Here is a 20,796-nt window from a genome sequence, read left to right as displayed (position 1 = left end):
GACGCCCGGTGGCCGCCGAGGGGCTCCGTCCAGCGCGACCCGCGCCTGACCCAGCGCGACCCGCGCCTCACCGCATCGCCATCGCGCCGCGCGGGCTCCTGGCCGCGGCGCGCGGCCGCTAGGGCAGCCGATGGTCGCTCGCGCCCTCGATGTGGTTGCGCTCGAGCTGCCGCAGCGCTTCGGCGACCCGCCGGCCGTCTTCGCGGAGATCGGTCGCCTGCTCGGCTCACCGGCGCTCTCGGGCGCGGAGCTCGTGCTGCTGCCCGAGCTCATCCTCACGGGCTACGTCTCGCCCCGGGGCGCCGCCGATCTGCGCCGCTTCGCGGAGCCGCTCGACGGCGAGTCCGCGCGCGGCCTCGCCGAGCTCGCGCGCAGGCACGCGGTCGCGCTGGCGGGGCCGCTCGTCGAGGAGGGCCGCGGTCGCTTCTACAACAGCCTGCTCGTCTTCGATCGCGACGGGCGCCGCGTCGGCCACTACCGCAAGCGCCACCCGTGGTTCCCGGAGCGCTGGGCGGCTCCGGGCGATCTCGGGACCCCGGTCCTCGACCTGCTCGGCCTGCGAGTGACCACCGCGATCTGCTTCGACGTGCACTTCCTCTCCGAGGACGCGGGCGACGCGCTCGACGACGCCGACCTCCTGCTCTTTCCGACGGCCTGGGTCGATCCGCCCGGGGAGGGGGACGCGCGCGCCGAGCTGCTCCCGGCGCTCGCCCGGCGACATCACGTCGCGATCGTGAACGCGAACTGGGGCCCGTCCAGGCCGGCGCTCGCGGGCCAGGGGGGCTCGCGCATCCTCGACGCCGAGGGGCGCCTGCTCGCGGCGGCGCCGTCCGGTCCGGGGCCGAGCGTCGTGCGCGCGACGTTGCGCCTCCCGTGAGAGGGCGCGGCGCGGATCTCCCGCCGCCGCCACCGCGGCGCCCGGGCCGCGCGCGGCCGCTGCGCCGCTTCAGAACAGGTCGGCCGCGATGCCGTCCGCGAAGACCCACGCCGCCTTCGGGACGGCGAGCCGCCCGCCGTCGATCGTGAGGCGGCCGGCGCGCTCGAGCCGCTCCGCGGCCTTCTGCCGTGCGGGGCTCCACGCCGGGACCCCGAGCGCGGCCGCTGCTGCTTCGAGATCGAACCCGTCGCGCAGCCTGAGCCCGAGCATGATGCGCTCCGACAGCCGGGTCTCGGGGTCGAGCCGCTCGTCGCTCTCCACCGGGATCACCTCGCCCGCCTCGGCCATGGCGGCCATGTACCGCTCCGGGCTCGCGAGGTTGCGGTACCGGACCGCGAACGCCTCGCCGGGCGCCGCGCCGCGGTCTCCCGCGCCGGCCGATCGCAGGCCCCAGCGCGGATCGGGGCGCGACACCGTCCCGAAGGCGGCGCATCCGAGCCCGACGTAATCGATGCCTCGCCAGTACCCGAGGTTATGCCGCGCCTCGTGCCCCGGCCTCGCGTAATTCGAGATCTCGTAGTGGGCGAGCCCTTCCGCCTCGAGCGCCTCGTCGATCGCAAAGAACGTGTCCGCCACGCCCTCGTCTGCAGCGAGCGGCAGGCGACCCCGGCGCGCGAGCTCGCCGAACGAGGTGCCGGACTCGATCGTGAGGCTGTACGCCGAGATGTGCGTCACGCCGGTCGAGGCCACCGCGCGCGCCTCGGCGGCGGCGTGCTCGGGGCGCTGCTCCCGCGCCGCCTCGGCGGTCCCCACCGCGACACCATAGATGAGATCGCCGCTCACGCGCGGCATCCCGGACCGGAGCGCCGCCGAGAGCGCGCCGAGGCCGCCGTCCGGGTCGTGCAGCCGCCCGAGGAACCGGAGGCGCTCGGCGTCGAGCCCCTGGACTCCGATGCTGAGCCGGTTCACCCCGACCGCTCGGAGCGCGCGTGCCCGCTGCTCGTCCAGCGAGGTCGGGTTGCATTCGACGGTCACCTCGAGATCGGGCGCGAGCCGGCCGGCGGCCGCGGTGATCGCGGAGAGCACCCTGCCGATCTCCTCCGGCTCCCACAGGGACGGCGTCCCGCCGCCGAAGAAGACGCTCCGGAGCTCGCGCTCGCCCAGCGCGTCCGCGCGCTTGCGGAGCTCGGCCAGTACCGCGTCAGCGTAGCCGCGGTGGTCGATCGCTTCCCGCGCTTTCGCGAACGAGACGAAGTCGCAGTAGGGACACTTCTTCAGGCACCAGGGGAAGTGGACGTAGGTGGTGATCGGCTCCATGAATTCCATGGACCAGGGTGGAAGGGATGAGGGCCGAACGGAGCTCAACGGACGGGCGCCGCGCGCGTGTCCGGCGCGCTTACCCGGCGCCGGACACGCGCATGGTGACACAATTGCGGGGTCTAAATTGCGGTGTTAGCGTGCAAAAGGGAGGGGGCGCGTCGCGCCCGCCGAACTCTTCATGCTGACGTTGACGGAGCTTGTCGATCGCGTCCGAACCTACCAACCGGCTGCCGACGTCGATCTCATCGCCCGGGCCTACGCCTACAGCGCGGACGCGCACCGAGGGCAGACCCGCAAGAGCGGCGACCCCTATTTCTCCCACCCGGCGAGCGTCGCCGCGATCATCACCGAGCTCAAGCTGGACACGGCGAGCGTCTGCGCCGGGCTCCTGCACGACGTCGTGGAGGACACCCTCGCGACGACCACCGACATCGAGAGCAGCTTCGGCGAGGAGGTGGCGTTCCTCGTCGACGGCGTGACGAAGCTCTCGAAGATCAACTTCGCCTCCAAGGAGGACCGGCAAGCGGAGAACTTCCGCAAGATGCTGGTGGCGATGGCGCGCGACATCCGCGTGCTGCTCGTGAAGCTGTGCGACCGCCTCGACAACATGCGGACGCTCGAGTTCATGAAGCCCGAGGCGCAGGACCGGATCTCCCGGGAGACGATGGAGATCTACGCCCCGCTCGCGAACCGCCTCGGCATCGCCCGGTTCAAGAGCGAGCTCGAGGACCTGTCGTTCCGGTACATCGAGCCGGAGGCCTGGGCGGACCTCTCGCAGAAGGTCAAGACGACCGCGAAGGAGCGCGACAAGTACATTCACGAGGTCTCGAAGGTGCTGTCGGCCAAGCTCGCCGAGCAGGGCTTCGCGGTCGACGTGACCGGCCGCGCGAAGCACCTCTACTCGATCTGGCGCAAGATGCAGGCGCAGCAGTGCGACTTCGACCAGGTCTATGACGTCATCGCGTTCCGCGTGCTCGTCGAGTCGGTCGCGGACTGTTACGCGACGCTCGGCGTCATCCACTCGCAGTGGACCCCGGTCCCCGGCCGCTTCAAGGATTACGTCGCGCTGCCCAAGCCGAACATGTACCAGTCGCTGCACACGACGGTCATCGGCCCCGGGCGCGAGCGGATCGAGATCCAGATCCGCACCCACGAGATGCACCGCGTGGCCGAGCAGGGCATCGCGGCCCACTGGAAGTACAAGGAGAAGAACTCCGGCGGCGTCGATCCGAAGGACGCCGCGCGGTTCGGCTGGCTCCGCCAGCTGATGGAGTTCCAGAAGGAGCTCAAGGACCCGGCCGAGTTCCTGGAGAGCGTCAAGGTCGACCTGTTCCAGGACGAGGTGTACGTCTTCACGCCGAAGGGCGACGTCCGCGTCTTCCCGCGCGGCTCGACGCCGATCGACTTCGCGTACGCGATCCACACGAAGGTGGGCGAGCACTGCTCGGGCGCGCGGGTCAACGGCGCCATCGTGCCGCTCCGCTCGAAGCTCCGGAACGGCGACGTGGTCGAGGTGATGACCAACCCGAGCCAGCACCCGTCGAAGGACTGGCTCGATTACGTCTCGACCAGCCGCGCGCGCTCGAAGATCCGCAATTTCCTCAGGACCGAGCAGCGGGAGAAGTCGCTCAAGCTGGGCCGTGAGCTGCTCGAGAAGGAGATGCACCAGCGGAGCATGAGCCTGAGCCGCCTCACGAAGAACGAGGCCGAGCTGCGCAAGGTGATGGAGCGCTTCGGCGTCGCCTCGGCCGACGAGCTGTTCATCTCGGTCGGCTACGGCAAGGTGAGCGTGCGGGCGGTCTGCGAGTTCCTCTCGCCCACCCCCAAGGAGAACGAGCAGGGCACCCCGACGACACCGCCGGAGTCGATCAAGGAGGGGCGGATCGAGTCGCTCGTCCGCAAGGTCACGGGGCGCGACAGCCATGGCATCCGGCTGAACGGCATCGACGACGTGCTCGTGCGCTACACGAAGTGCTGTAACCCGCTGCCCGGCGACGAGATCGTCGGGTTCATCACGCGCGGCCGCGGCATCACGGTCCACCGCCGCAACTGCGCCAAGGCGTTCGACACGGATCCCGAGCGCCGCGTGGAGATCTCGTGGGACGCGCGCGCGAAGATCAACCGCCCGGTGCAGATCAAGGTGATGACCGCGAACCGGCCGGGCATCCTCGCGACGGTCGGCCATACGTTCCACGAGCAGGGGATCAACATCAGCGAGGCGACCTGCCGGGCGGGCGACGACGGGCGGGCGATGAACACGTTCACGTTCCTCTGCTCGGACCTCGCGCAGCTGAAGAGCGTCATCCGGCGCTTGCAGCGGATCCCCGGCGTGATGGCGGTCGAGCGGACCTGAGCCGGCGGCGCGGCGAGCGCGCAGGCTGCGGGCGCGTCCAGCGTCGCGCGCGGCGGGCGCGATCACCGCGCGCGGCGCGCGCCGCTCGATCGGGACGGCCCACCGCCGACGCCGGCGCCGTCATCGGCCAGCGCGCGGGTGAGCGGACGTCCGAGGTCGCCGCCGGGCTCGTGGCGCGCCGCGACCTCCTGCACCTTGCGGACGAGCCGGGTCACGTCGTGGTGGCGCACCGGGGCTCCGGCGGAGGCGCGATCGCAGTAGAAGGTGCGGCACCCGAGGGGCCTCGCGGCGTAGATCGCGCAGCGGCCCGCGTCGGTGAGCATCGGGCACCGCCGCTCGGCCACGTTCGGGAGCGCGCGCCGCCGGCCCGCGCTTCCGTCGACCTTCGCCTGAGCATCGGGCGCCGCGGGCCCCCCGTCGGCGCGCACGATCCCCTGGAGCGCGCGGGGGCCGCCGCGGGCCGCGATGGCGCGCCGCACCGCGGCGAGCTCGATGGACGTGACATAAGGCTCCCGCCCCGTGACGCCGAACCGGCAGCACTCGGTCGAGGCCTGGCAGCTCCAGCCGTGGAAGATTTCTTCGGCCTCCCGGTACACGGCCGAGAGCTCGGCGAGCAGGTCGGCTTCGAGGCGACGTGGGTCGGAGGTCGAGGTCCGGCGCATGGGCAGGGAAGGGAAGGCTGCCGGGCCGGTCCGTTCTGGAGCGAGCGGCCCCTGCGGACGGCGAGCATCGGCGTGCGGCCGCACTGTGGCAGCCCCCACGCGGGCTGCCAAGCTACGCAACGAGCGCGCACGCGCTATTCTCGTGCCAGATGTCGTTTCTGCGACCGAAGCTTCGATCTCTAGAAGTCGTCATTGTCCAGGATGAGCGCCGCGGCCGCGCGTTGATGTTGCGCGACACCGAGGGCATCGCGCCGTCGGCCGTGATCGTGCCGGCCGAGAGCTCGGCGGTGCTCGCGCGCTTCGACGGCAGGCGCACGGTGGACGAGATCGCGCGCGACGTCTCCCGCTCGACGGGCCACCGCGTGGACGCCGCCCACGTGGCGCAGCTGGCCGACGAGCTGGAGCGCGCCTGGATGCTCGACAGCCCGCGGTTCCACGCGCGCCGGCGGAGCGTCGTCGGATCGTTCGACGCGGCGCCGATCCGGATCGCGGCCCACGCGGGCGGCGCGTACCACGGCGACCGGCTCAAGCTCGCGGAGTTCATCGAGCGCCAGTGCCTGGCGGTGGCGCGGCCGCAGGTCGGCGCGTCGCGCGACGGCGCCGCGGCGCGGCGCATGATCGGGCTCTGCGCGCCGCACATGGATCTCTGGCGCGCGGCCGTCGGCTACGGGCACGCCTACGCCGCGCTGGAGCAGGCGCTGGCGGCGCCGGGGCTGGAGAAGGTCGACACCTTCGTGCTGCTCGGGACGTCGCACGCCGCGATGCGCGGCCCGTTCTCCGTCTGCGAGAAGACCTTCGCGACGCCGCTCGGCCCGCTCGACCCGGATCGCGAGATGATCGCGGAGCTCGCGGCCGGGAGCCGCTTCGACGTGCGGGAGGAGCAATACCTGCACAAGAACGAGCACTCGATCGAGTTCCAGGCGGTGTTCGTCCGGCACCTCCTCGGCGACCGCCCGGCGACGATCGTCCCCATCCTCTGCGGCCTCTCCGACTGCCAGGCGCGGCGCCGCGACCCCGCGCAGGACGACGGCGCCGAGTCGTTCCTGAGGGCGCTCGGCGAGGCGCTGGAGAAGCGCCGCGACCGCGTCCTCGTGATCGCCGGGGCCGATCTCGCCCACGTCGGCCCGCGCTTCGGCGATCCCGCGCCGCTCGACGAGCGCCAGCGGCGCGCGCTGCGCGAGCGCGATCGCGCCTCGATCGATCGCGCGACGTCGATCGACCCGCCCGGCTTCTTCGCCGACGTCGCGCAGGACCTCGGCACCCGCCGCGTCTGCGGGCTCGGCCCGATCTACACCTTGCTCCGGACGCTCCCGCGGTCGTCGCGCGGAGAGATGCTCCACTACGAGCAGTGCGTCGATCCCGAGGAGGGATCGATCGTCAGCCACACGTCGCTCGGGTTTTACGACTGAGACGTCGCGCTGCGGCGCGCGGGTGCGACCGCGCAGCAGGACGCGACGGGAGCCCTCGGCATCGCCGGGGCTCCCGGTGGCGGCGTGGATCAGCAGCTCAGCCGCGCGGGACCCTGCGGCGCGCGATGTCGAGGCCGAGCCGGTCGGCCTCGCGGTAGATCGCCTGCCGCGACATGCCGAGGGCGCGCGCCGCCGAGGCGACCGAGCCGTTCGCCCGGGCGAGGGCGTCCTCGAGGCGGGCGCGCGCGAGCGACGGATCCGTCGCCGGCGGGAGGTTCGGCTTGATGCGCGGGCCGCGCGCGAGCGACCCCGCGATCGGCGCGACCGAGAGCGGGCCGTCCGGCGCGGCCTCGGCCGCGGCGACGATCGCCGCCTCGAGCTGCGGCACGCCGCCCGGCCAGCCGGCGCGGACGAGCGCCTCGAGGAGCTGCGGGGTGAAGCGGTTGAGGGCGATCCCGTGGCGCTCGGCGATGTCGCGCGCGATGAGCGGCACGTCCTCGCGCCGCATCTCGAGCGTCGGGATCGTGATCCGCTTGCCGGAGAAGAGCGAAGCGAACCACGGCGCCACGCGCCCGTCGCCGGCCGCCCGGTCGAGCGGCTGCCCGGTCGTGGCGATGATGCTGACGCCGCTGGAGCGGCCGACCGAGTGCGCGATCTCCAGCTGCTGCGGCCGCGGGAGTCGATCGGCGTCGATCACGAGCCAGGTCATCGGCCGCGCGCCGGGCGGGATGGCCGGCTTGGTGTCGGCGCTGCCGTCGAGGACCAGGGTCTCGCCCAGGCCCTCGCGCACCGCGGCGGCGAGGCGGGCCAGCGTGCGCTTGCCCACCCCGGGCGCGCCTTCGATACAGACGCTGGAGCCCGACTGAACGAGCTTCATCACCGGATCGATCCAGTCCTTGCGCTGCTTCGAGCCGTACACGAGCGGCCCGAGCCGCGACGGCGCGCCGTCGTACAGCGCGAGGTGCCGCTCGACGAACACGGCGAGCTGATTGCCGAGCCGGACCACGTCGCCGTGCATCACGCCGATGCGCCGGGCGCGGACGCCGTTCACCCACGTGCCGTCGTGGGTATCCATGTCCTCGATGTAGCAACCATCCGAGCGGACGCTGATCCTGGCGTGCTCGGGCGCGACCCCGTGGCCCTCGATGCGCGCATCGCGCGCCGCGCTGCCGATCACCGCGCCGTCCATGAGGCTCACGGTGCGCGGCGGGCCGTCGAAGCCGACGAGGACGAGCCCCCAACCACCGTCGTCATCCTGTCGCTTGGCGTGAACGCCGGACCGGTACTCCGTCTGGATGGCCGGCGCCGCCGTTTCCGCAACGTCCACTCGCAAAGCAGTCTGTTCGTTCATGATCCCCCCAAGTCCAAAGGACCTGCCTGGTCGACCCAGGCCAACCAAGAGCGCGCCGTGCGGCGGCCTCCCTTATGATGGTAGAGCCGAGCCACCCGGTGCTGCTGTCGCGAACGCGAAGGCTTTTGTGTGGGGCACCGAGCGCGGTGCCTGGCGAGCCCCCTCGCTCGCAGTGGCCACACAATACTCGACCAGAGCGGCCGTGCAACCTGCCGGCGACGGAAGTTTCATCGATTCGTTCATGATCGCTTGACTATGGCGACGCCGATTGGTACTCATCCGCCACGCATCGACGGAGGCGACCTCCGGCGATGACCCGGCGCAAATCAGGATTTTTCTGACATGCGCTGCGAGTTGAAATCGCCTAGCTCAGGCCTTCCTGACTGAGCGCACCGAATCGGGTGCTGCGAGGCAGGAGCCCGAACCGAGCGATTGACGCTTGCGGGAGTAACTCAGTGGTAGAGTGCAACCTTGCCAAGGTTGACGTCGCGGGTTCAAATCCCGTCTCCCGCTCCACTAGATAAGCTCAGTCAACCACCGAGCTGCACGGAGCAGCGCTGCGAGGCCGATGTGAACCATCGGCCTCTCGCATTTTGTCCTGCGGCGCAGACGCGGAGTCGACGCGGCGCTCGGCGCGCCGCGAGCCGCGAAGACCCATGCGCGGCGCGGGCAACACGCGAAGCGCTGCGGCGATCGCTGCGCCGGCCTTCGGGCTTGTGGTACGACGGTTCGCCTCATGTCCGCTCCGCTCCACGAGCGTCTGCGCCTGCTTGCCCATCATCTCGAGCGGCAGTTCCTCGGCAAAGACGAGATCATCCGCCTGCTCATGATCGCGGTCGTCGCCGGGGAGCATTGCGTGCTCCTCGGCCCGCCCGGGACCGCGAAGAGCGCGCTCATCCGCACGCTCGCCGAGCTGATGCAGGCCCAGTACTTCGAGTACCTGCTCACGCGCTTCACCGAGCCGAACGAGATCTTCGGCCCCGTCGACATCGGCGCCTTCCGCGAGGGCGTCTACCGGCGGAACACCGCGGGCATGCTCCCGGAAGCGGAGATCGTCTTCCTCGACGAGGTGTTCAAGTCGAACAGCGCTATCCTGAACGCGCTGCTCACGCTGCTCAACGAGCGCAAGTTCTCGAGCGGCGGCCAGGTGATCCGGTGCCCGCTCATCAGCGTCTTCGCGGCCTCGAACGAGGTGCCGGGCGACGAGGCGCTGACGGCGATCTTCGACCGCTTCCTCTTGCGCGTGCAGTCCGACAACCTCGACGCCTATCACTTCAGCGAGCTGCTCCAGCGCGGCATCCAGCAGGAGATCCGGCAGATGGCGGGCGAGCCGCTCCGCCCGCTCGTCGCGGCGCGCGAGCTCGCCGAGCTCGGCCGGGGGTTCGGCGCGCGCATGAACTTCGGCGACGCGTTCCTCTCAGCCTACAAAGGGCTCGTGTTCCAGATCCGCGCCGAGGGGATATCGCTCTCGGATCGCCGGGTCGTGAAGATGCTCAAGCTCTTCGCCGCGAGCGCGTACCTCGACGGCCGCCAGACGACCGACACGAGCGACTTCTTCGTCCTCAAGCACATCTGGAACAACCAGGATCAGGCGGCGATCCTCGAGGGCATCGTGCAGCCGGTGCTCGAGGCGTTCTTCCGCGAGCACCCGGACCGCCGCCGCGTCGGCGCGCTCGGCGTCGGCGTCGAGGCGCTCGCCGCCGAGATCGACCGCATCCGCCAGATCCTCACCGGCGGCGCCGCGCTCGGCGACGTCCAGCTGTTCAGTCAGCTGAAGGCGCTCGGCGAGATCAAGCAGGCGCTCGCCGGCATCAACGACGCCCGGGCCCGCGAGCTCGAGGCGCGCGTGTCTCAGCTGCTCGAGGCGTCGTTTCGGAGCGGCCGCTTCGCGCAGATCTAGCCGGGCTCGGGCCGGGCGAGCCGCCCGCGGCGGCCTTCGATCGGGACCGCACGTCCGGGCGGGCCGGGCCCGAACCGGGCGACGCCGCCGTGGTGGGCTTCGATCGAGCGCGGACGTTCGGTCGCGCCGGGCCCGCAGGGGGCACGTCCGACGCGGGCGCGCCCGTCCTGGAGCGAACGTTCGAGCGAGCCGATCCATGGCTGAGCGCGCCCGGCTCGGGCGCGCTCGTCCTCGGCCGAGCGTCTCGCGCCGCGGGGGCCCGGCCCCGCGCTGTCTTGCCAGCGGCCTCGGGGGCGGGCCGGGGCGGGGCCTTGGCGCTCGATCGCGCCGAGCCGGCGGCGCGGCGATGATCCACCGGGCCGGACGACGCACCCATCATCGCGCCGCGGATCCGCTTGGGGACGCCGAACTCTTCACGGATCTTGAGGAGCTCGTCCACGGTCAGCGCGCGCCACTCCCCCGGCCGGAGCTTCTCCGAGGTGACGCCGGCGAACGTGATCCGGGCCAGGCGCATGACCGGCCAGCCGGTCGCCTCGCCCATCCGGCGGATCTGCTGATTGCGACCCTCGCGCAGGGTCACCTCGAGCCACGTCTTGTCCCCCTCGTGGCGCAGGAGCCGCGCCTCGGCCGGCAGGGTGACGCCGTCGTCGAGGCGGATCCCCTCGCGCCACGGCTTGAGGTCGTCCTCGCTCATGACGCCCTGGACCTTCAGCACGTACGTCTTCGGCACACCGCCCCGCGGGTGGAGGAGCGCATTGGCGAAGTCGCCGTCGTTGGTCATGAGCAGGATGCCGCTGGTCGCGAAGTCGAGCCGGCCGACCGGGTAGAGCCGCGCGCCCGCCCCGTGCACGTAGTCGGCGACCGTCGGGCGCCCCTCGGGATCGCGCAGCGTCGAGACCACGTTCCGCGGCTTGTGCAGCGCCACGTAGACCGGCGCCTCGGTGACGATGCGTTTGCCGTCGACCTCGATCCGGTCCTTCTGCCGGTCCGCCTTGTGGCCGAGCTCCGTGACGACGCGGCCGTTCACGCGCACCCGCCCGGAGGTGATGATCTCCTCCGCTGCGCGGCGCGAGGCGACCCCGGCGCGCGCGATGATCTTCTGAAGACGCTCTTCCATGGTGTTGCTCGGGACCTGCCGCCCGGCGCTGCGTTACTTCTTCTTGGGGGGCTCCGCGCTGTCCGCGCCGTCCACGCCCTCGTTCGCCTTGTCCGCCGCCGCCTGGTCCTCCGCGGCCTTCCTGGCCGCCTCTGCCGCGGCCTGCTCTTCCTTCTTGCGCTCTTCGTCCTCGACGCGGCGCCGCACCTCATTGTCGTGATCCCACCGATCGACGCGCTCGTCGGCGTCGAGGTCGACGCCCATGCGCTCGAGCCGGCCCATGCGGTAGATCTCCCAGACGTCCGCCTTGCCGTCGCGGTTCGTGTCCCGCTTGATGCGCGCCAGCTTGCCGCCGCTGTAGTACTTCCACTCGTCGGGGTTGCCGTCCCGATCGGCGTCGATCCTCACCTCGGCCAGCCGTCCGGTGGCGAACGTGATCCAGGTGTCGATCCGGCCGTCGTAGTTCGAGTCGGCTTCCTCGTGCAGGCTCTCGCCCTTCTCGTTGTACCGGCGGACGACGTCCTTCACCCCGTCGAAGTTGGTGTCGATCTCGCGGCAGACCAGCGCCTTGTGGCGCTCCTCGCCGGTGCCCACGATCTGCCAGACCCGCCTCACGTTGGGCTGGATCGCCCCCGGGCCCGCGGTCTCGCTCGCCTCGCGGTCGCTCTTGCCTCTCCAGTCGCACATCGACCGATCGTCGATGCTGCCGTCCGGCCTGCGGGCTGCCTCGACCTTGGGCGCCTTCGTGCCCTCGAACCCCGGATCCGAGCCGCAGGCTGCGCCGAACAGGCCGAGCGCGGCCAGCGCGAAGAGCTCTTGTCTCGTCATGTCATGGTCCCTTCCTGGCGGCCGGCGGGCTGGCGGCCGGCGGGCTGGCGGCGTTCGCGGACCCCGACCCCGCCGGCGCGGCGGTCGCCGCCGGGGCGGCGCCGGACGTGGTCGCCGCGGGGGCCGCGGCGTTCGGCCCAGCGCCCGTGGCCGCCGGCTGCCCAGCGCCCGGCGCGGCACCCGCGGGAGGCGCCGCGCTGCCGGGCGGGGGGGTGGCCGCCTTGGGCGCGCCGTACGACTCGGCGCAGAGATCCACCACGCTGCTGGGGTCGGGCTTTCCGTCGGCGTTCTGATCCGCCGACACGATCGCGCACCGCGCGTCCGTGGGGTTGTTGAACTGCCACCACTGATCGATGATCCGGTCGCCGTCCGTGTCGCGCTCGCGCCGCGCGAGGCGTTGCCCCTCGTAGTAGTCCCAGGTGTCGATCTTGTCGTCGAAGTTGGTCTCGCGCTCCTTCATCACGACCTCGCCGCGCTCGAAATGCGCGATCTCGTCGGCGCGCCCGTCGCGGTCGAAGTCCGACTCGCGACGGCGCTCGACGCCCTGCGCGTCGTAGTAGATGAAGGCGTCGATCGCGCCGTCGAGGTTCAGGTCGACCACCCGGCACACCTCCCGCCCATCCTTCTTCACGTGAATGATGTCGGGCACCCGGTCGCCGTTCACGTCGACCTTCTGCGCAGCGGCAGAGTCCTTCTCGCAGGGCTCGTGGACGATGGTCGTGTCGCGCTCGCCGGTGGGGCTCTTCTGGGCCGTCGATGGCGGCGGCGTCGACGACCCGCACGAGGCGGCAGCGACGGTCATCAAGGTCACGAGCAACCACCTGGGCGACGGCCAGGTGAGCGGGAATCGCGTCATCGAGAGATTCCTCCGGCGTGCCCGGGACTTTCGGGGCAGAAGCTCCATGCGGGCGGGTGAGCCGTCCCGACACGGACCAGCTTGGGGCGGCAGTCTAGACCGCCGTCCGTGCGTACTTCAAGTTGGTGCCCACAGGGTGCGACTCCCCGGCCGGCTCGCCCCTCCCTGGAGCACCACGCGAGCGCCAGCGCCATTCCGATTGACATCATACGTACCGGCATCTAGGGTAACGTCTTGTCAGTCGGTCCCTTCGAGGCTGGCGGGTTACCCTCCCGGGCGTGACATGTCACGGAAGAAAGTCTCGACGACCATCTACATCACGCCCGAGCAGGCGGAGCGGCTGAAGATGCTGCACGAACGCACCAAGGTCCCGATCGCGGTCTACATCCGCGAGGGGATCGACATGGTTCTCAAGCATTACGAGCACGTGCTGCCAGGGCAGATGTCCCTGGAGCCCCCCTCGGTGCCCCCGCCTCCTCCGAAGAAGTGACCCGGGGACCGCCGCCGGCGAGCCCCAGAGCGCGCGAGAGCGCGCGCCCGCAAGAAGCCGGGCGGCCCGTGCCTTGGGTGGACGGCGTCGCGAACCGGGCGGATAGCTTCGCGGGGCCGCTCGCGCTAGGAGCAAGGCCGCCGGGGTGCACCAATGTTCCCGCGGCGCTCGCGCAGCCGCGCGCCAGGGTCCGCTCCCGCGAGGGGGCGCGGCCCTCGGGTCCGCTTCTTCGCATTCCGGTCGAGGCCGCGCGCTGGCGGCCGCTCCGCTAACCGATGGTCAGGGCGCCGCGCCCCGAAGCTCGTTATGCCTGTAGATTCCAAGCTCATCCGCAACTTCTCGATCATCGCGCACATCGACCACGGCAAGTCCACGCTCGCCGACCGCATCCTCGACGCGACCGGGGCGCTCACCGCCCGCGAGCAGAAGGAGCAGTTCCTCGACAAGATGGACATCGAGCGCGAGCGGGGGATCACGATCAAGGCCCAGACCGTGCGGCTCGACTACACGGCGAAGGACGGGCAAGCGTACCGGCTGCACCTCATCGACACGCCGGGGCACGTCGACTTCAACTACGAGGTCTCGCGCAGCCTCCAGGCCTGCGAGGGCGCGCTGCTCGTCGTCGACGCCACCCAGGGCGTCGAGGCGCAGACGCTCGCGAACGTCTTCCTCGCGCTCGACAACAACCTCGCGATCCTCCCGGTCCTCAACAAGATCGACCTCCCCTCGGCCGACGTCGAGCGGACGACGCGCGAGATCGAGGACGTCATCGGCCTCGACTGCTCCGGGGCCATCCCCGCCAGCGCCAAGACGGGGATCGGCATCGCCGAGATCCTCGAGGCGGTGGTCGAGCGGATCCCGGCGCCGAAGGGCGACCTCAACGCGGCCCCGCGCGCGCTCATCTTCGACAGCTGGTACGACAGCTACCGCGGCGCGGTCGTGATGGTGCGCGTCGTCGACGGCGTCCTCCGCAAGGGGCAGAAGGTGCGCTTCATGGCGACCGGCCGCGACTACGAGATCACGGAGATGGGCGTGTTCACGCCCCACGCGACCGCGATCACCGAGCTCGGGCCCGGGGAGGTCGGCTTCCTCGTCGGCAACATCAAGAGCGTGGTCGACACGAAGATCGGCGACACCGTGACCGACGCGGTCCACCCGGCGACGACGCCGCTGCCGGGCTTCAAGGAGGTGAAGCCGATGGTCTTCGCCGGGATCTTCCCGACGGACTCGGCCCAGTACGAGGACCTCCGCGACGCCCTGTCGAAGCTCCACATGAACGACGCGGCGTTCGTCTTCGAGCCCGACACGTCCGAGGCGCTCGGGTTCGGCTTCCGGTGCGGCTTCCTGGGCCTGCTCCACATGGAGATCATCCAGGAGCGGCTCGAGCGCGAGTACAACCTCGACCTCATCACGACCGCGCCGAGCGTCGTTTACCACTGCTACCTGAACGACGGCTCGATGAAGACGATCGAGAACCCGGCGAAGCTCCCGCCGCCGAACCTCCTCGACCGCATCGAGGAGCCGATCTTCCGGATGACGGTGCACGTGCCGTCGGCGTACGTCGGCGCCGTGCTCGCGCTGTGCCAGGAGCGGCGCGGGGAGCAGAAGTCGATCCAGTACGCCTCGTCCGACCGCGTGATCATCACCTACGACATGCCCCTCAGCGAGGTGCTCTTCGACTTCCACGACAAGCTGAAGAGCGTGTCGCGCGGCTACGCGTCGATGGATTACGAGCTCATCGGGTACCGGGCCGACGACCTCATCAAGCTGGACATGCTCGTGAACGGCGACCCGCTCGACGCCCTGAGCGTCATCGTGCACCGGGACAAGGCCTACGCCCGGGGCCGGGACCTCGCCGTGAAGCTCAAGGACATCGTGCCCCGCCAGCAGTACGAGGTCGCCATCCAGGCCGCGATCGGGAGTAAGGTCATCGCGCGGACGACGGTGAAGGCGATGCGCAAGGACGTGACCGCCAAGTGCTACGGCGGCGACATCAGCCGCAAGCGCAAGCTCCTCGAGAAGCAGAAGGAGGGCAAGAAGCGGATGAAGATGGTCGGAAGCGTCGAGATCCCGCAGGAGGCCTTCCTCGCGATCCTGAAGATCGACTGAGGCCGGCGGGCCCGCGGTCGCCCTCCCGGCGGGGACGGCGTCGGGCGGCGCGTCGCCGCGGGCTTGGCGGCGCGCGCCCGCCGCCCGTATAAGGCGCACATGCACCCCGCGCCCGTCCGCCCGCGCGCCCTCCGCGCGGCGCGCCTTTCCATCGCCCTCGCCGTCGCCGCCTGCGACGACCCGCGCGCCGAGGCGCCGGGAGCCGCCGCCTCCGCGATCGCGCCCCAGGCCGCCGCGAGCGCGGCGCCGGCGCCGAGCGCCGCCGAGACCCCCGCCGCCGCGCCGCCCAAGCGGGAGATGCCGCCGCGGCCGGTGCCGCTCGGGTCGAGCGGGCCGATCCAGCCGAGCGCCCCGCCGGAGCAGCAGATGATGGCGATCCAGTACACGCTCGCCATGGTGTCGCCGCAGCCGACCGATCCGCTCGTCGACAAGGGGTACCTCGAGGCGATCGTGCCGAAGCTCGCCGCGGCGGCGCGCACCGCGGACAAGGGCAAGACCCCGCCCGATCCGGTGAAGGCCGCCAAGGGCAACCGGAAGATCGAGGTGAACATGGGCAAGGGGTGCACCGAGCGGACGCCGGCCAACCTGCTCGCCCAGCGGGCAGGCTCGTCGCTCAAGGAGGCGTACGACGCGGGGATCCTGGTCGTCTCCTGCCGCGACGACCGGTGGGAGTGCCACCAGGCGACGCGGGATCCGAGCGACGTCCTGTGCCACGCAGCGCCGAGGCGCTGAGCGTGGTATGGGCTGCCCCTGCCATGCAGGAGACGCTTGCCTACTCGCCAGGGGGCGCCGTGAACGCGCCCCCCCGAACGGATCCGATCGACGAGCTGCTCGCGGCGCTGAACCGTGAGCGCCCGCCGCTCGCGCGGCTGAGCCACGACGCCAGCATCCCGTTCGGCCCCGCCATGCGCGTCGAGCGCTTCGTCCTCGGGAACGGGCTCACGGTGCTCGTGCTCGTCGACCCGTCGGCGCCCGTCGTCTGCCTCCAGACGTGGTTCGGCGTCGGCTCGCGCCACGAGCGCGTGGGCAAGACCGGCATCGCCCACCTCTTCGAGCACCTCATGTTCGGCGAGACCGAGGGCGTCCCGCACGGCGCGTTCGATCGGATGCTCGAGGAGGCCGGCGCCGAGACGAACGCGGCGACGTTCCTCGACTGGACCTACTACCACACGAACCTGCCGAAGGACGCGCTCGAGCTCACCCTGAAGCTCGAGGCGCAGCGCATGGCACGGCTCGTCCTCCGCGACCCCCAGGTGTCGAGCGAGAAAGAGGTCGTCGCGAACGAGCGGAGGCAGCGGGTCGACGACGACATCGACGGATCGGTCAGCGAGCTGCTCTACAAGGAGGCATTCCGCAAGCACGCCTACGGGTGGCCGACCATCGGCTGGATGGAGGACATCAAGGGCTTCACGACCGAGGACTGCGTCGACTTCTACCGGACGTACTACGCCCCGAACAACGCGGCGCTCGTCCTCGTGGGCGACGTCGCGCTCGACCGGGCGCTCGGGCTGGTGCAGGACCACTACGGCGCCCAGGAGCCGTCGAAGATCCCGGTCGAGGACGTGTCGCCCGAGCCGCCGCAGACGGAGGAGCGCCGGCTCGAGGTGTCGAAGCCGACGGCGACCCACAAGGTCGCGATCGGCTACCGCTCGCCGGCGCTCGGGGACTTCGATCACGCGCCCCTCTCGCTGCTGAACGAGATCCTCTTCTCCGGGCGGTCGTCGCGCGTGCACCGCGCGCTCGTGCAGGAGCAGGAGATCGCGAGCGAGGTCCGCGGCTGGGTGGGCTCGTTCCGCGACCCCGCGCTCTACGACATCTACCTTTCGGCGCGCGGCCACCACACCGGCGAGGAGCTGCTCGCGGCCCTCGAGCCGATCCTCGAGGCGGTCCGGCGCGCCCCCGTCACCGAGGCGGAGCTCGACCGGGCGAAGGCGCGCACCGAGCTCTCGGTCCTGCAGGGGCTCGAGACCGTGGCCGGAAAGGCCGAGCAGATCGGCTTCTACGAGACGGTGCTCGGCGATCCCGCGGCCCTGTTCGAGCGGCTCGCCGCCTACCGGCGGGTGACCGTGGGGGACCTCTTGCGGGTGGCGCGGCGCTACCTCGTCAGCTCGGCGCGGACCGCGGTCTACGTGATCCCGGACGGATCGAGCGATGACGACGACGACGCGGCCGAGACGGACGGGGACAGCGAGGAGGCATCGTGAGCCAGATCGTGGAGGGCGCCCTCGCCTGGGGCGCCGAGGGGCAGGGGCAGGGAAGGGGAGCGCCAGGCGGGCGTGCGGCGTCGCGCGGCGCGACGGTGCTCGTGGAGACGAGCCACGCGCTCCCCCTGGTCAGCATCATGGTCGCGTTCCGCTCCGGCTCGGCGCACGACCCGGTCGGGCGCGAGGGGCTCGCCCGGATCACGGCGCGCATGCTCCGCCGCGGCGCCGAGGGGTACAGCGCCAACGAGATCGAGGAGACGATCGACGGGCTCGGGGGGGAGTTCGGCGCGGACGTGGCGACCAGCGCGACGACGGTGCACTTCGAGGTGATCAAGCGGTCGCTGGATCGCTTCCTCGACCTCGGGGCGACGTTGCTCGCGCGGCCGACGTTCTCGCCGCCCGAGCTCGCGCGGCTCCTGCGCGAGGCCGAGGCCGAGCTGATCGAGGCGCGCGACAGCGACCGCTCGCTCTGCAGCCGCGCCTTCCGGCGGACCCTGTTCGCGGGCCACCCCTACGGCCGCCGCATCGCCGGCACCATCCCGACGCTGCGGGCGATCACGCGGGACGAGGTCGCGGCCTTCTATGCGCGGCACTACACCCGGCGCAACGCGATCGTGGCCATCTCGGGCGACGTCGAGCCCGGCCAGGCGGAGGCCATCGCGGATCGCCTGCTGGCGGGCCTCCCCGAGGGGGAGGTGATCCCGGATCCCGTGACGCCGCCCGAGGGGGGGCGGGGGCGATGCCTCGTGTTCGTCGACAAGCCCGAGCGGACCCAGACGCAGATGGTCATCGGCGGACTCGGCACCGACGCCCACGACCCCGACCACATGGCGCTCGTCGTCGCGAACACCGCCTTCGGCGGCACCTTCTCCTCGCGGCTCATGCAGGAGGTGCGCGCGAAGCGCGGCTGGTCCTACGGCGCCTCGTCGCGCGTGGGCTTCGATCGGCACCGCGACGCCTTCACGATGTGGACCGCGCCCGCGGCGCAGGACGCGCCCGCCTGCCTCGCGCTCGAGCTCGATCTGCTCGAGGCGCTGCGGCGCGACGGGATCACCGAGGACGAGCTCGCGTTCGTGAAGAGCTACCTCGTCCGCTCCCACGCGTTCGAGGTCGACACCGCGCGGAAGCGCGTGCACCAGAAGCTGGAGGAGATCGTGTACGACCTGCCCGAGGGGTACCACGACACCTACCTGAAGCGGGTCGAGGCGGTCACGCTCGAGGACGCCAACGCCGCGCTGCGGCGCCGGATCTCGGAGGACGATCTCGTGATCGGCGTGGTCGGGACACACGCGGAGATCGGCGAGGCGATCGCCAAGGCGATCCCGCGGCTCTCCGACGTGAAGGTCGAGCCGCACGACCTCGAGTAGCCAGGACGCCGCGCCCGGGGAGCGCGCCGCGGGGAGCGCGCCACGTCGCGGACGCTCTCGCCGCGCGCCGGAGCGGCCTCGCCCGCGCGCGGGCCGAGCGAGGCGCAGGACGGCGGCGCGGCCGCAACGTCGGCGGCGGGCCGGCATCGAAGGCGCTGCTCCTTCGCGACGCGAAGCAGGGCTCGCGCTCCGCTCGGGGATCCACGGCGCCTCTGGCCGCGATCGTTCCGCGGGCGGCGCGCGGGCGCGCTTCGCCGCGCTTTCTGGCGCGGCGCGCGGGAGCGAACGACGGGAGCTTGCGATGAAGACACGAACGATCCTGGCGCCGATGGTCGCCGCGGCGGCCGCGCTCTCCGGGCCGGCCGCGGCGGCGGTCCCCGGCACGATCACCCATCAGGGGCGCCTGTTCGACGCGGAAGACCAGCCCATCGACGGCACGCTCGACGTGGCGTTCGCGCTCTACGACACCCGATCCGCGGCCGTCCCCGTCTGGAGCGAGGTCCACACCATCACGTTCGACGACGGGTACTTCTCCGTCGATCTCGGGGAGCTCTCGCCCCTCGACGAGCCCGTCTTCGACGGCGCCGCGCGCTACCTCGGGATCACCGTGGAGGACGATCCCGAGATGGTCCCGCGGGCCAGGGTGGCGAGCGTTCCTTACGCGCTCCAGGCCGGCAACGTCGACGGCGACATCACCCCGAGGTCGGTCTCCGTCGGCGGGCGCCTCGTCATCGACAGCAGCGGGGTCTGGGTCGGCGCGCCGGTCGGCCTGCAGGGAGCGCCCGGCCCGGCGGGCCCCCCCGGCCCGGCGGGGCCGATCGGACCGGTGGGACCGCCCGGCGAAGCAGGGCCGCAGGGGGCGCCGGGGCCGGCCGGGGAGCCGGGCTCGGCCGGTCCACCCGGACCCTCGGGTGTGCTCGCGAGCACCTCGGTCTCCGGCAGGGGCAACGATCCCGGGACCACGCTGAAGTTCCTCGCGGCGCCGGCCACCGTGAGCGTGACCGGGCCGGGGCAGCGCGTCCTCGTCGTGTCCAACAAGGTGCTCGGCGCCGGAGCGTCCCCTGCGGACGAGCTCTTCTTGTGGATCTGCTCCCAGCAGATGGCGCCGTCAGGGGACATCACCGAGGCGGGGACCGGCATCTACGCGCTCCGCGTCCCGGCGAACACCAGCATCAGCATGGGGCTCAGCGCCGTGCTCTCGCTGCCTCCCGGTCAGTACAACGTGGGGCTCTGCGGAAGCTCCGCGAGCGCCTTCTGGACCAACAACGACTATTCCTACACCTCCGCGCTCGTCGTCATGGAGTAACGTCGTGTCTGTACGGGGCGTCGCGCGCGCGGCGCCCGCCACCGGGATCTCCACCATGCAGAAGGAGCTGATGACCCCCGCGGCGATCCTGCTCGGCAGCGTCATCATCGCGGCGGGCCTCTACTTCGGGCTTCAGCGTCCAGCGCATTCGCCCGCGCCGACGTCGTCCCGCGCGGAGGCCTCACCTGCGCTCGCGGGAGCCTCGCCGGCGGGCATGGAAGCTTCGCCGGCGGTCGCGGAGGCCTCACCCGCGCTCGCAGGGGCAGAGCCGACGGCGCCGCCTCCACGATCGGCGGCGGCTTTCGCGTTGCCGTCGCTGCCCAGCGAGCGCTACGGCCGCGTCGCGGAGGACGCCGCGAGGGCGCTCGAGGCGCGGCGGTCGGATTTCGTGAGGTCGTGCTGGGCGCCGTCGCTCAAGAAGAGGGCGGAGCCGGCGCGCGCAAAATACATCTTCAGCATGTCCTTCGACGAGTCCGGGAAAGAGGTCGCCCGCGGCATCAGCGAGGTCCGAGGCATGGAGCGATCCGACGTGGCGCAGTGCCTCCGGATGATCCCGCTCGGGATCAACGTGCCGCCGCCCGGGATGCGCGCCGCCGTCGAGCTCGAGGTGATCCTGCCGTGAGCGCGCCCGCGCCGCGAAGGCCGCGCCGCGTCCCTGCCCGGCGGCC

18 protein-coding genes and 1 tRNA gene are annotated in these 20,796 nt (G+C 71.7%); 12 read left to right on the top strand and 7 right to left on the bottom strand.

Annotated elements, in window-relative coordinates:
• The first annotated feature begins 130 nt into the window (after positions 1-130).
• Positions 131-877 (top strand): carbon-nitrogen hydrolase family protein, encoded by a 747-nt coding sequence (locus WMF43_RS22720; protein WP_437683221.1) that lies wholly within the window; start codon positions 131-133, stop codon positions 875-877.
• Between the two features lie 69 nt (positions 878-946).
• On the opposite strand, the gene hemW is transcribed toward WMF43_RS22720, so the two are convergent.
• Positions 947-2,194, bottom strand: coding sequence for a radical SAM family heme chaperone HemW (hemW, locus tag WMF43_RS22715; protein WP_437683220.1), 1,248 nt, complete (start codon positions 2,192-2,194; stop codon positions 947-949).
• A 181-nt stretch (positions 2,195-2,375) separates the two neighbouring features.
• Here hemW and WMF43_RS22710 point away from each other — a divergent pair, with 181 nt between their 5' ends.
• Positions 2,376-4,550: a RelA/SpoT family protein gene (locus WMF43_RS22710; protein ID WP_437683219.1), complete on the top strand. Its 2,175-nt coding sequence runs from the start codon at positions 2,376-2,378 to the stop codon at positions 4,548-4,550.
• Between the two features lie 62 nt (positions 4,551-4,612).
• Here the strand turns inward: WMF43_RS22710 and WMF43_RS22705 are convergent, their stop codons facing one another.
• Positions 4,613-5,212, bottom strand: a complete 600-nt coding sequence (locus WMF43_RS22705) for a YkgJ family cysteine cluster protein (RefSeq protein WP_437683218.1) — start codon at positions 5,210-5,212, stop codon at positions 4,613-4,615.
• Between the two features lie 224 nt (positions 5,213-5,436).
• Between WMF43_RS22705 and amrB the strand changes: the two genes are divergently transcribed.
• Positions 5,437-6,621 (top strand): AmmeMemoRadiSam system protein B, encoded by a 1,185-nt coding sequence (gene amrB / locus WMF43_RS22700; protein ID WP_437683217.1) that lies wholly within the window; start codon positions 5,437-5,439, stop codon positions 6,619-6,621.
• 97 nt (positions 6,622-6,718) lie between these two features.
• On the opposite strand, the gene WMF43_RS22695 is transcribed toward amrB, so the two are convergent.
• Positions 6,719-7,948 carry an FHA domain-containing protein gene (locus WMF43_RS22695; protein ID WP_437683216.1) on the bottom strand — a complete coding sequence of 410 codons (1,230 nt, stop codon included), beginning with the start codon at positions 7,946-7,948 and terminating at the stop codon, positions 6,719-6,721.
• 465 nt (positions 7,949-8,413) lie between these two features.
• Between WMF43_RS22695 and WMF43_RS22690 the strand changes: the two genes are divergently transcribed.
• Positions 8,414-8,488 (top strand) — tRNA-Gly (locus WMF43_RS22690).
• Between the two features lie 10 nt (positions 8,489-8,498).
• On the opposite strand, the gene WMF43_RS22685 is transcribed toward WMF43_RS22690, so the two are convergent.
• Positions 8,499-8,825 carry a hypothetical protein gene (locus tag WMF43_RS22685; RefSeq protein WP_437684290.1) on the bottom strand — a complete coding sequence of 109 codons (327 nt, stop codon included), beginning with the start codon at positions 8,823-8,825 and terminating at the stop codon, positions 8,499-8,501.
• On the opposite strand from WMF43_RS22685, the gene WMF43_RS22680 reads away from it, so the two are divergent.
• Positions 8,709-9,872, top strand: coding sequence for an AAA family ATPase (locus tag WMF43_RS22680; protein WP_437683215.1), 1,164 nt, complete (start codon positions 8,709-8,711; stop codon positions 9,870-9,872). The two genes, WMF43_RS22685 and WMF43_RS22680, sit on opposite strands and share 117 nt — an antisense overlap.
• On the opposite strand, the gene WMF43_RS22675 is transcribed toward WMF43_RS22680, so the two are convergent.
• Genes WMF43_RS22675 through WMF43_RS22665 form a run of 3 tightly spaced genes read right to left on the bottom strand, consistent with a single transcriptional unit; the run spans position 9,784 to position 12,652 of the window.
• Positions 9,784-10,989 (bottom strand): pseudouridine synthase, encoded by a 1,206-nt coding sequence (locus tag WMF43_RS22675; protein WP_437683214.1) that lies wholly within the window; start codon positions 10,987-10,989, stop codon positions 9,784-9,786. The genes WMF43_RS22680 and WMF43_RS22675 overlap by 89 nt on opposite strands.
• 33 nt (positions 10,990-11,022) lie before the next feature.
• Positions 11,023-11,796: a hypothetical protein gene (locus tag WMF43_RS22670; protein WP_437683213.1), complete on the bottom strand. Its 774-nt coding sequence runs from the start codon at positions 11,794-11,796 to the stop codon at positions 11,023-11,025.
• Between the two features lies 1 nt (position 11,797).
• Complete coding sequence (locus WMF43_RS22665; protein WP_437683212.1) at positions 11,798-12,652, bottom strand: hypothetical protein; 855 nt, start codon at positions 12,650-12,652, stop codon at positions 11,798-11,800.
• A gap of 283 nt (positions 12,653-12,935) precedes the next feature.
• On the opposite strand from WMF43_RS22665, the gene WMF43_RS22660 reads away from it, so the two are divergent.
• The 7 genes from WMF43_RS22660 to WMF43_RS22630 all read left to right on the top strand — a co-directional run bounded on the left by WMF43_RS22660 (position 12,936) and on the right by WMF43_RS22630 (position 20,750).
• Entirely contained in the window at positions 12,936-13,142 is a 207-nt protein-coding gene (locus WMF43_RS22660) for a ribbon-helix-helix domain-containing protein (RefSeq protein ID WP_104981889.1), read from the top strand.
• 306 nt (positions 13,143-13,448) lie between these two features.
• A complete protein-coding gene (lepA, locus tag WMF43_RS22655) occupies positions 13,449-15,251 on the top strand; it encodes a translation elongation factor 4 (protein WP_437683211.1) in 1,803 nt (600 codons plus the stop codon).
• A 99-nt stretch (positions 15,252-15,350) separates the two neighbouring features.
• Positions 15,351-15,983, top strand: coding sequence for a hypothetical protein (locus tag WMF43_RS22650; RefSeq protein ID WP_437683210.1), 633 nt, complete (start codon positions 15,351-15,353; stop codon positions 15,981-15,983).
• Between the two features lie 23 nt (positions 15,984-16,006).
• Positions 16,007-17,455, top strand: coding sequence for a M16 family metallopeptidase (locus tag WMF43_RS22645; RefSeq protein WP_437683209.1), 1,449 nt, complete (start codon positions 16,007-16,009; stop codon positions 17,453-17,455).
• Positions 17,452-18,822 carry a M16 family metallopeptidase gene (locus WMF43_RS22640; protein ID WP_437683208.1) on the top strand — a complete coding sequence of 457 codons (1,371 nt, stop codon included), beginning with the start codon at positions 17,452-17,454 and terminating at the stop codon, positions 18,820-18,822. The genes WMF43_RS22645 and WMF43_RS22640 overlap by 4 nt, the downstream gene beginning before the upstream one ends.
• A gap of 301 nt (positions 18,823-19,123) precedes the next feature.
• Positions 19,124-20,128 (top strand): collagen-like triple helix repeat-containing protein, encoded by a 1,005-nt coding sequence (locus WMF43_RS22635; RefSeq protein WP_437683207.1) that lies wholly within the window; start codon positions 19,124-19,126, stop codon positions 20,126-20,128.
• Between the two features lie 4 nt (positions 20,129-20,132).
• Entirely contained in the window at positions 20,133-20,750 is a 618-nt protein-coding gene (locus tag WMF43_RS22630; protein ID WP_437683206.1) for a hypothetical protein, read from the top strand.
• Positions 20,751-20,796 lie beyond the last annotated feature (46 nt).

Source organism: Sorangium sp. So ce131 (genome assembly GCF_051519095.1).
Classification (GTDB): Bacteria; Myxococcota_A; Polyangia; order Polyangiales; family Polyangiaceae; genus Sorangium.
The sequence above is the reverse complement of the archived record's forward strand: the minus strand, read 5'-3'. Positions and strand labels throughout refer to the sequence as shown.

Excerpts from the sequence above, each read along its gene's own strand:
- WMF43_RS22720 (WP_437683221.1), top strand. The coding sequence starts at position 131 with ATGGTCGCTCGCGCCCTCGATGTGGTTGCGCTCGAGCTGCCGCAGCGC.
- hemW (WP_437683220.1), bottom strand. The coding sequence starts at position 2,194 with ATGGAGCCGATCACCACCTACGTCCACTTCCCCTGGTGCCTGAAGAAG.
- WMF43_RS22710 (WP_437683219.1), top strand. The coding sequence starts at position 2,376 with ATGCTGACGTTGACGGAGCTTGTCGATCGCGTCCGAACCTACCAACCG.
- WMF43_RS22705 (WP_437683218.1), bottom strand. The coding sequence starts at position 5,212 with ATGCGCCGGACCTCGACCTCCGACCCACGTCGCCTCGAAGCCGACCTG.
- amrB (WP_437683217.1), top strand. The coding sequence starts at position 5,437 with ATGTTGCGCGACACCGAGGGCATCGCGCCGTCGGCCGTGATCGTGCCG.
- WMF43_RS22680 (WP_437683215.1), top strand. The coding sequence starts at position 8,709 with ATGTCCGCTCCGCTCCACGAGCGTCTGCGCCTGCTTGCCCATCATCTC.
- WMF43_RS22685 (WP_437684290.1), bottom strand. The coding sequence starts at position 8,825 with ATGCTCCCCGGCGACGACCGCGATCATGAGCAGGCGGATGATCTCGTC.
- WMF43_RS22675 (WP_437683214.1), bottom strand. The coding sequence starts at position 10,989 with ATGGAAGAGCGTCTTCAGAAGATCATCGCGCGCGCCGGGGTCGCCTCG.
- WMF43_RS22670 (WP_437683213.1), bottom strand. The coding sequence starts at position 11,796 with ATGACGAGACAAGAGCTCTTCGCGCTGGCCGCGCTCGGCCTGTTCGGC.
- WMF43_RS22665 (WP_437683212.1), bottom strand. The coding sequence starts at position 12,652 with ATGACGCGATTCCCGCTCACCTGGCCGTCGCCCAGGTGGTTGCTCGTG.
- WMF43_RS22660 (WP_104981889.1), top strand. The coding sequence starts at position 12,936 with ATGTCACGGAAGAAAGTCTCGACGACCATCTACATCACGCCCGAGCAG.
- lepA (WP_437683211.1), top strand. The coding sequence starts at position 13,449 with ATGCCTGTAGATTCCAAGCTCATCCGCAACTTCTCGATCATCGCGCAC.
- WMF43_RS22650 (WP_437683210.1), top strand. The coding sequence starts at position 15,351 with ATGCACCCCGCGCCCGTCCGCCCGCGCGCCCTCCGCGCGGCGCGCCTT.
- WMF43_RS22645 (WP_437683209.1), top strand. The coding sequence starts at position 16,007 with ATGCAGGAGACGCTTGCCTACTCGCCAGGGGGCGCCGTGAACGCGCCC.
- WMF43_RS22635 (WP_437683207.1), top strand. The coding sequence starts at position 19,124 with ATGAAGACACGAACGATCCTGGCGCCGATGGTCGCCGCGGCGGCCGCG.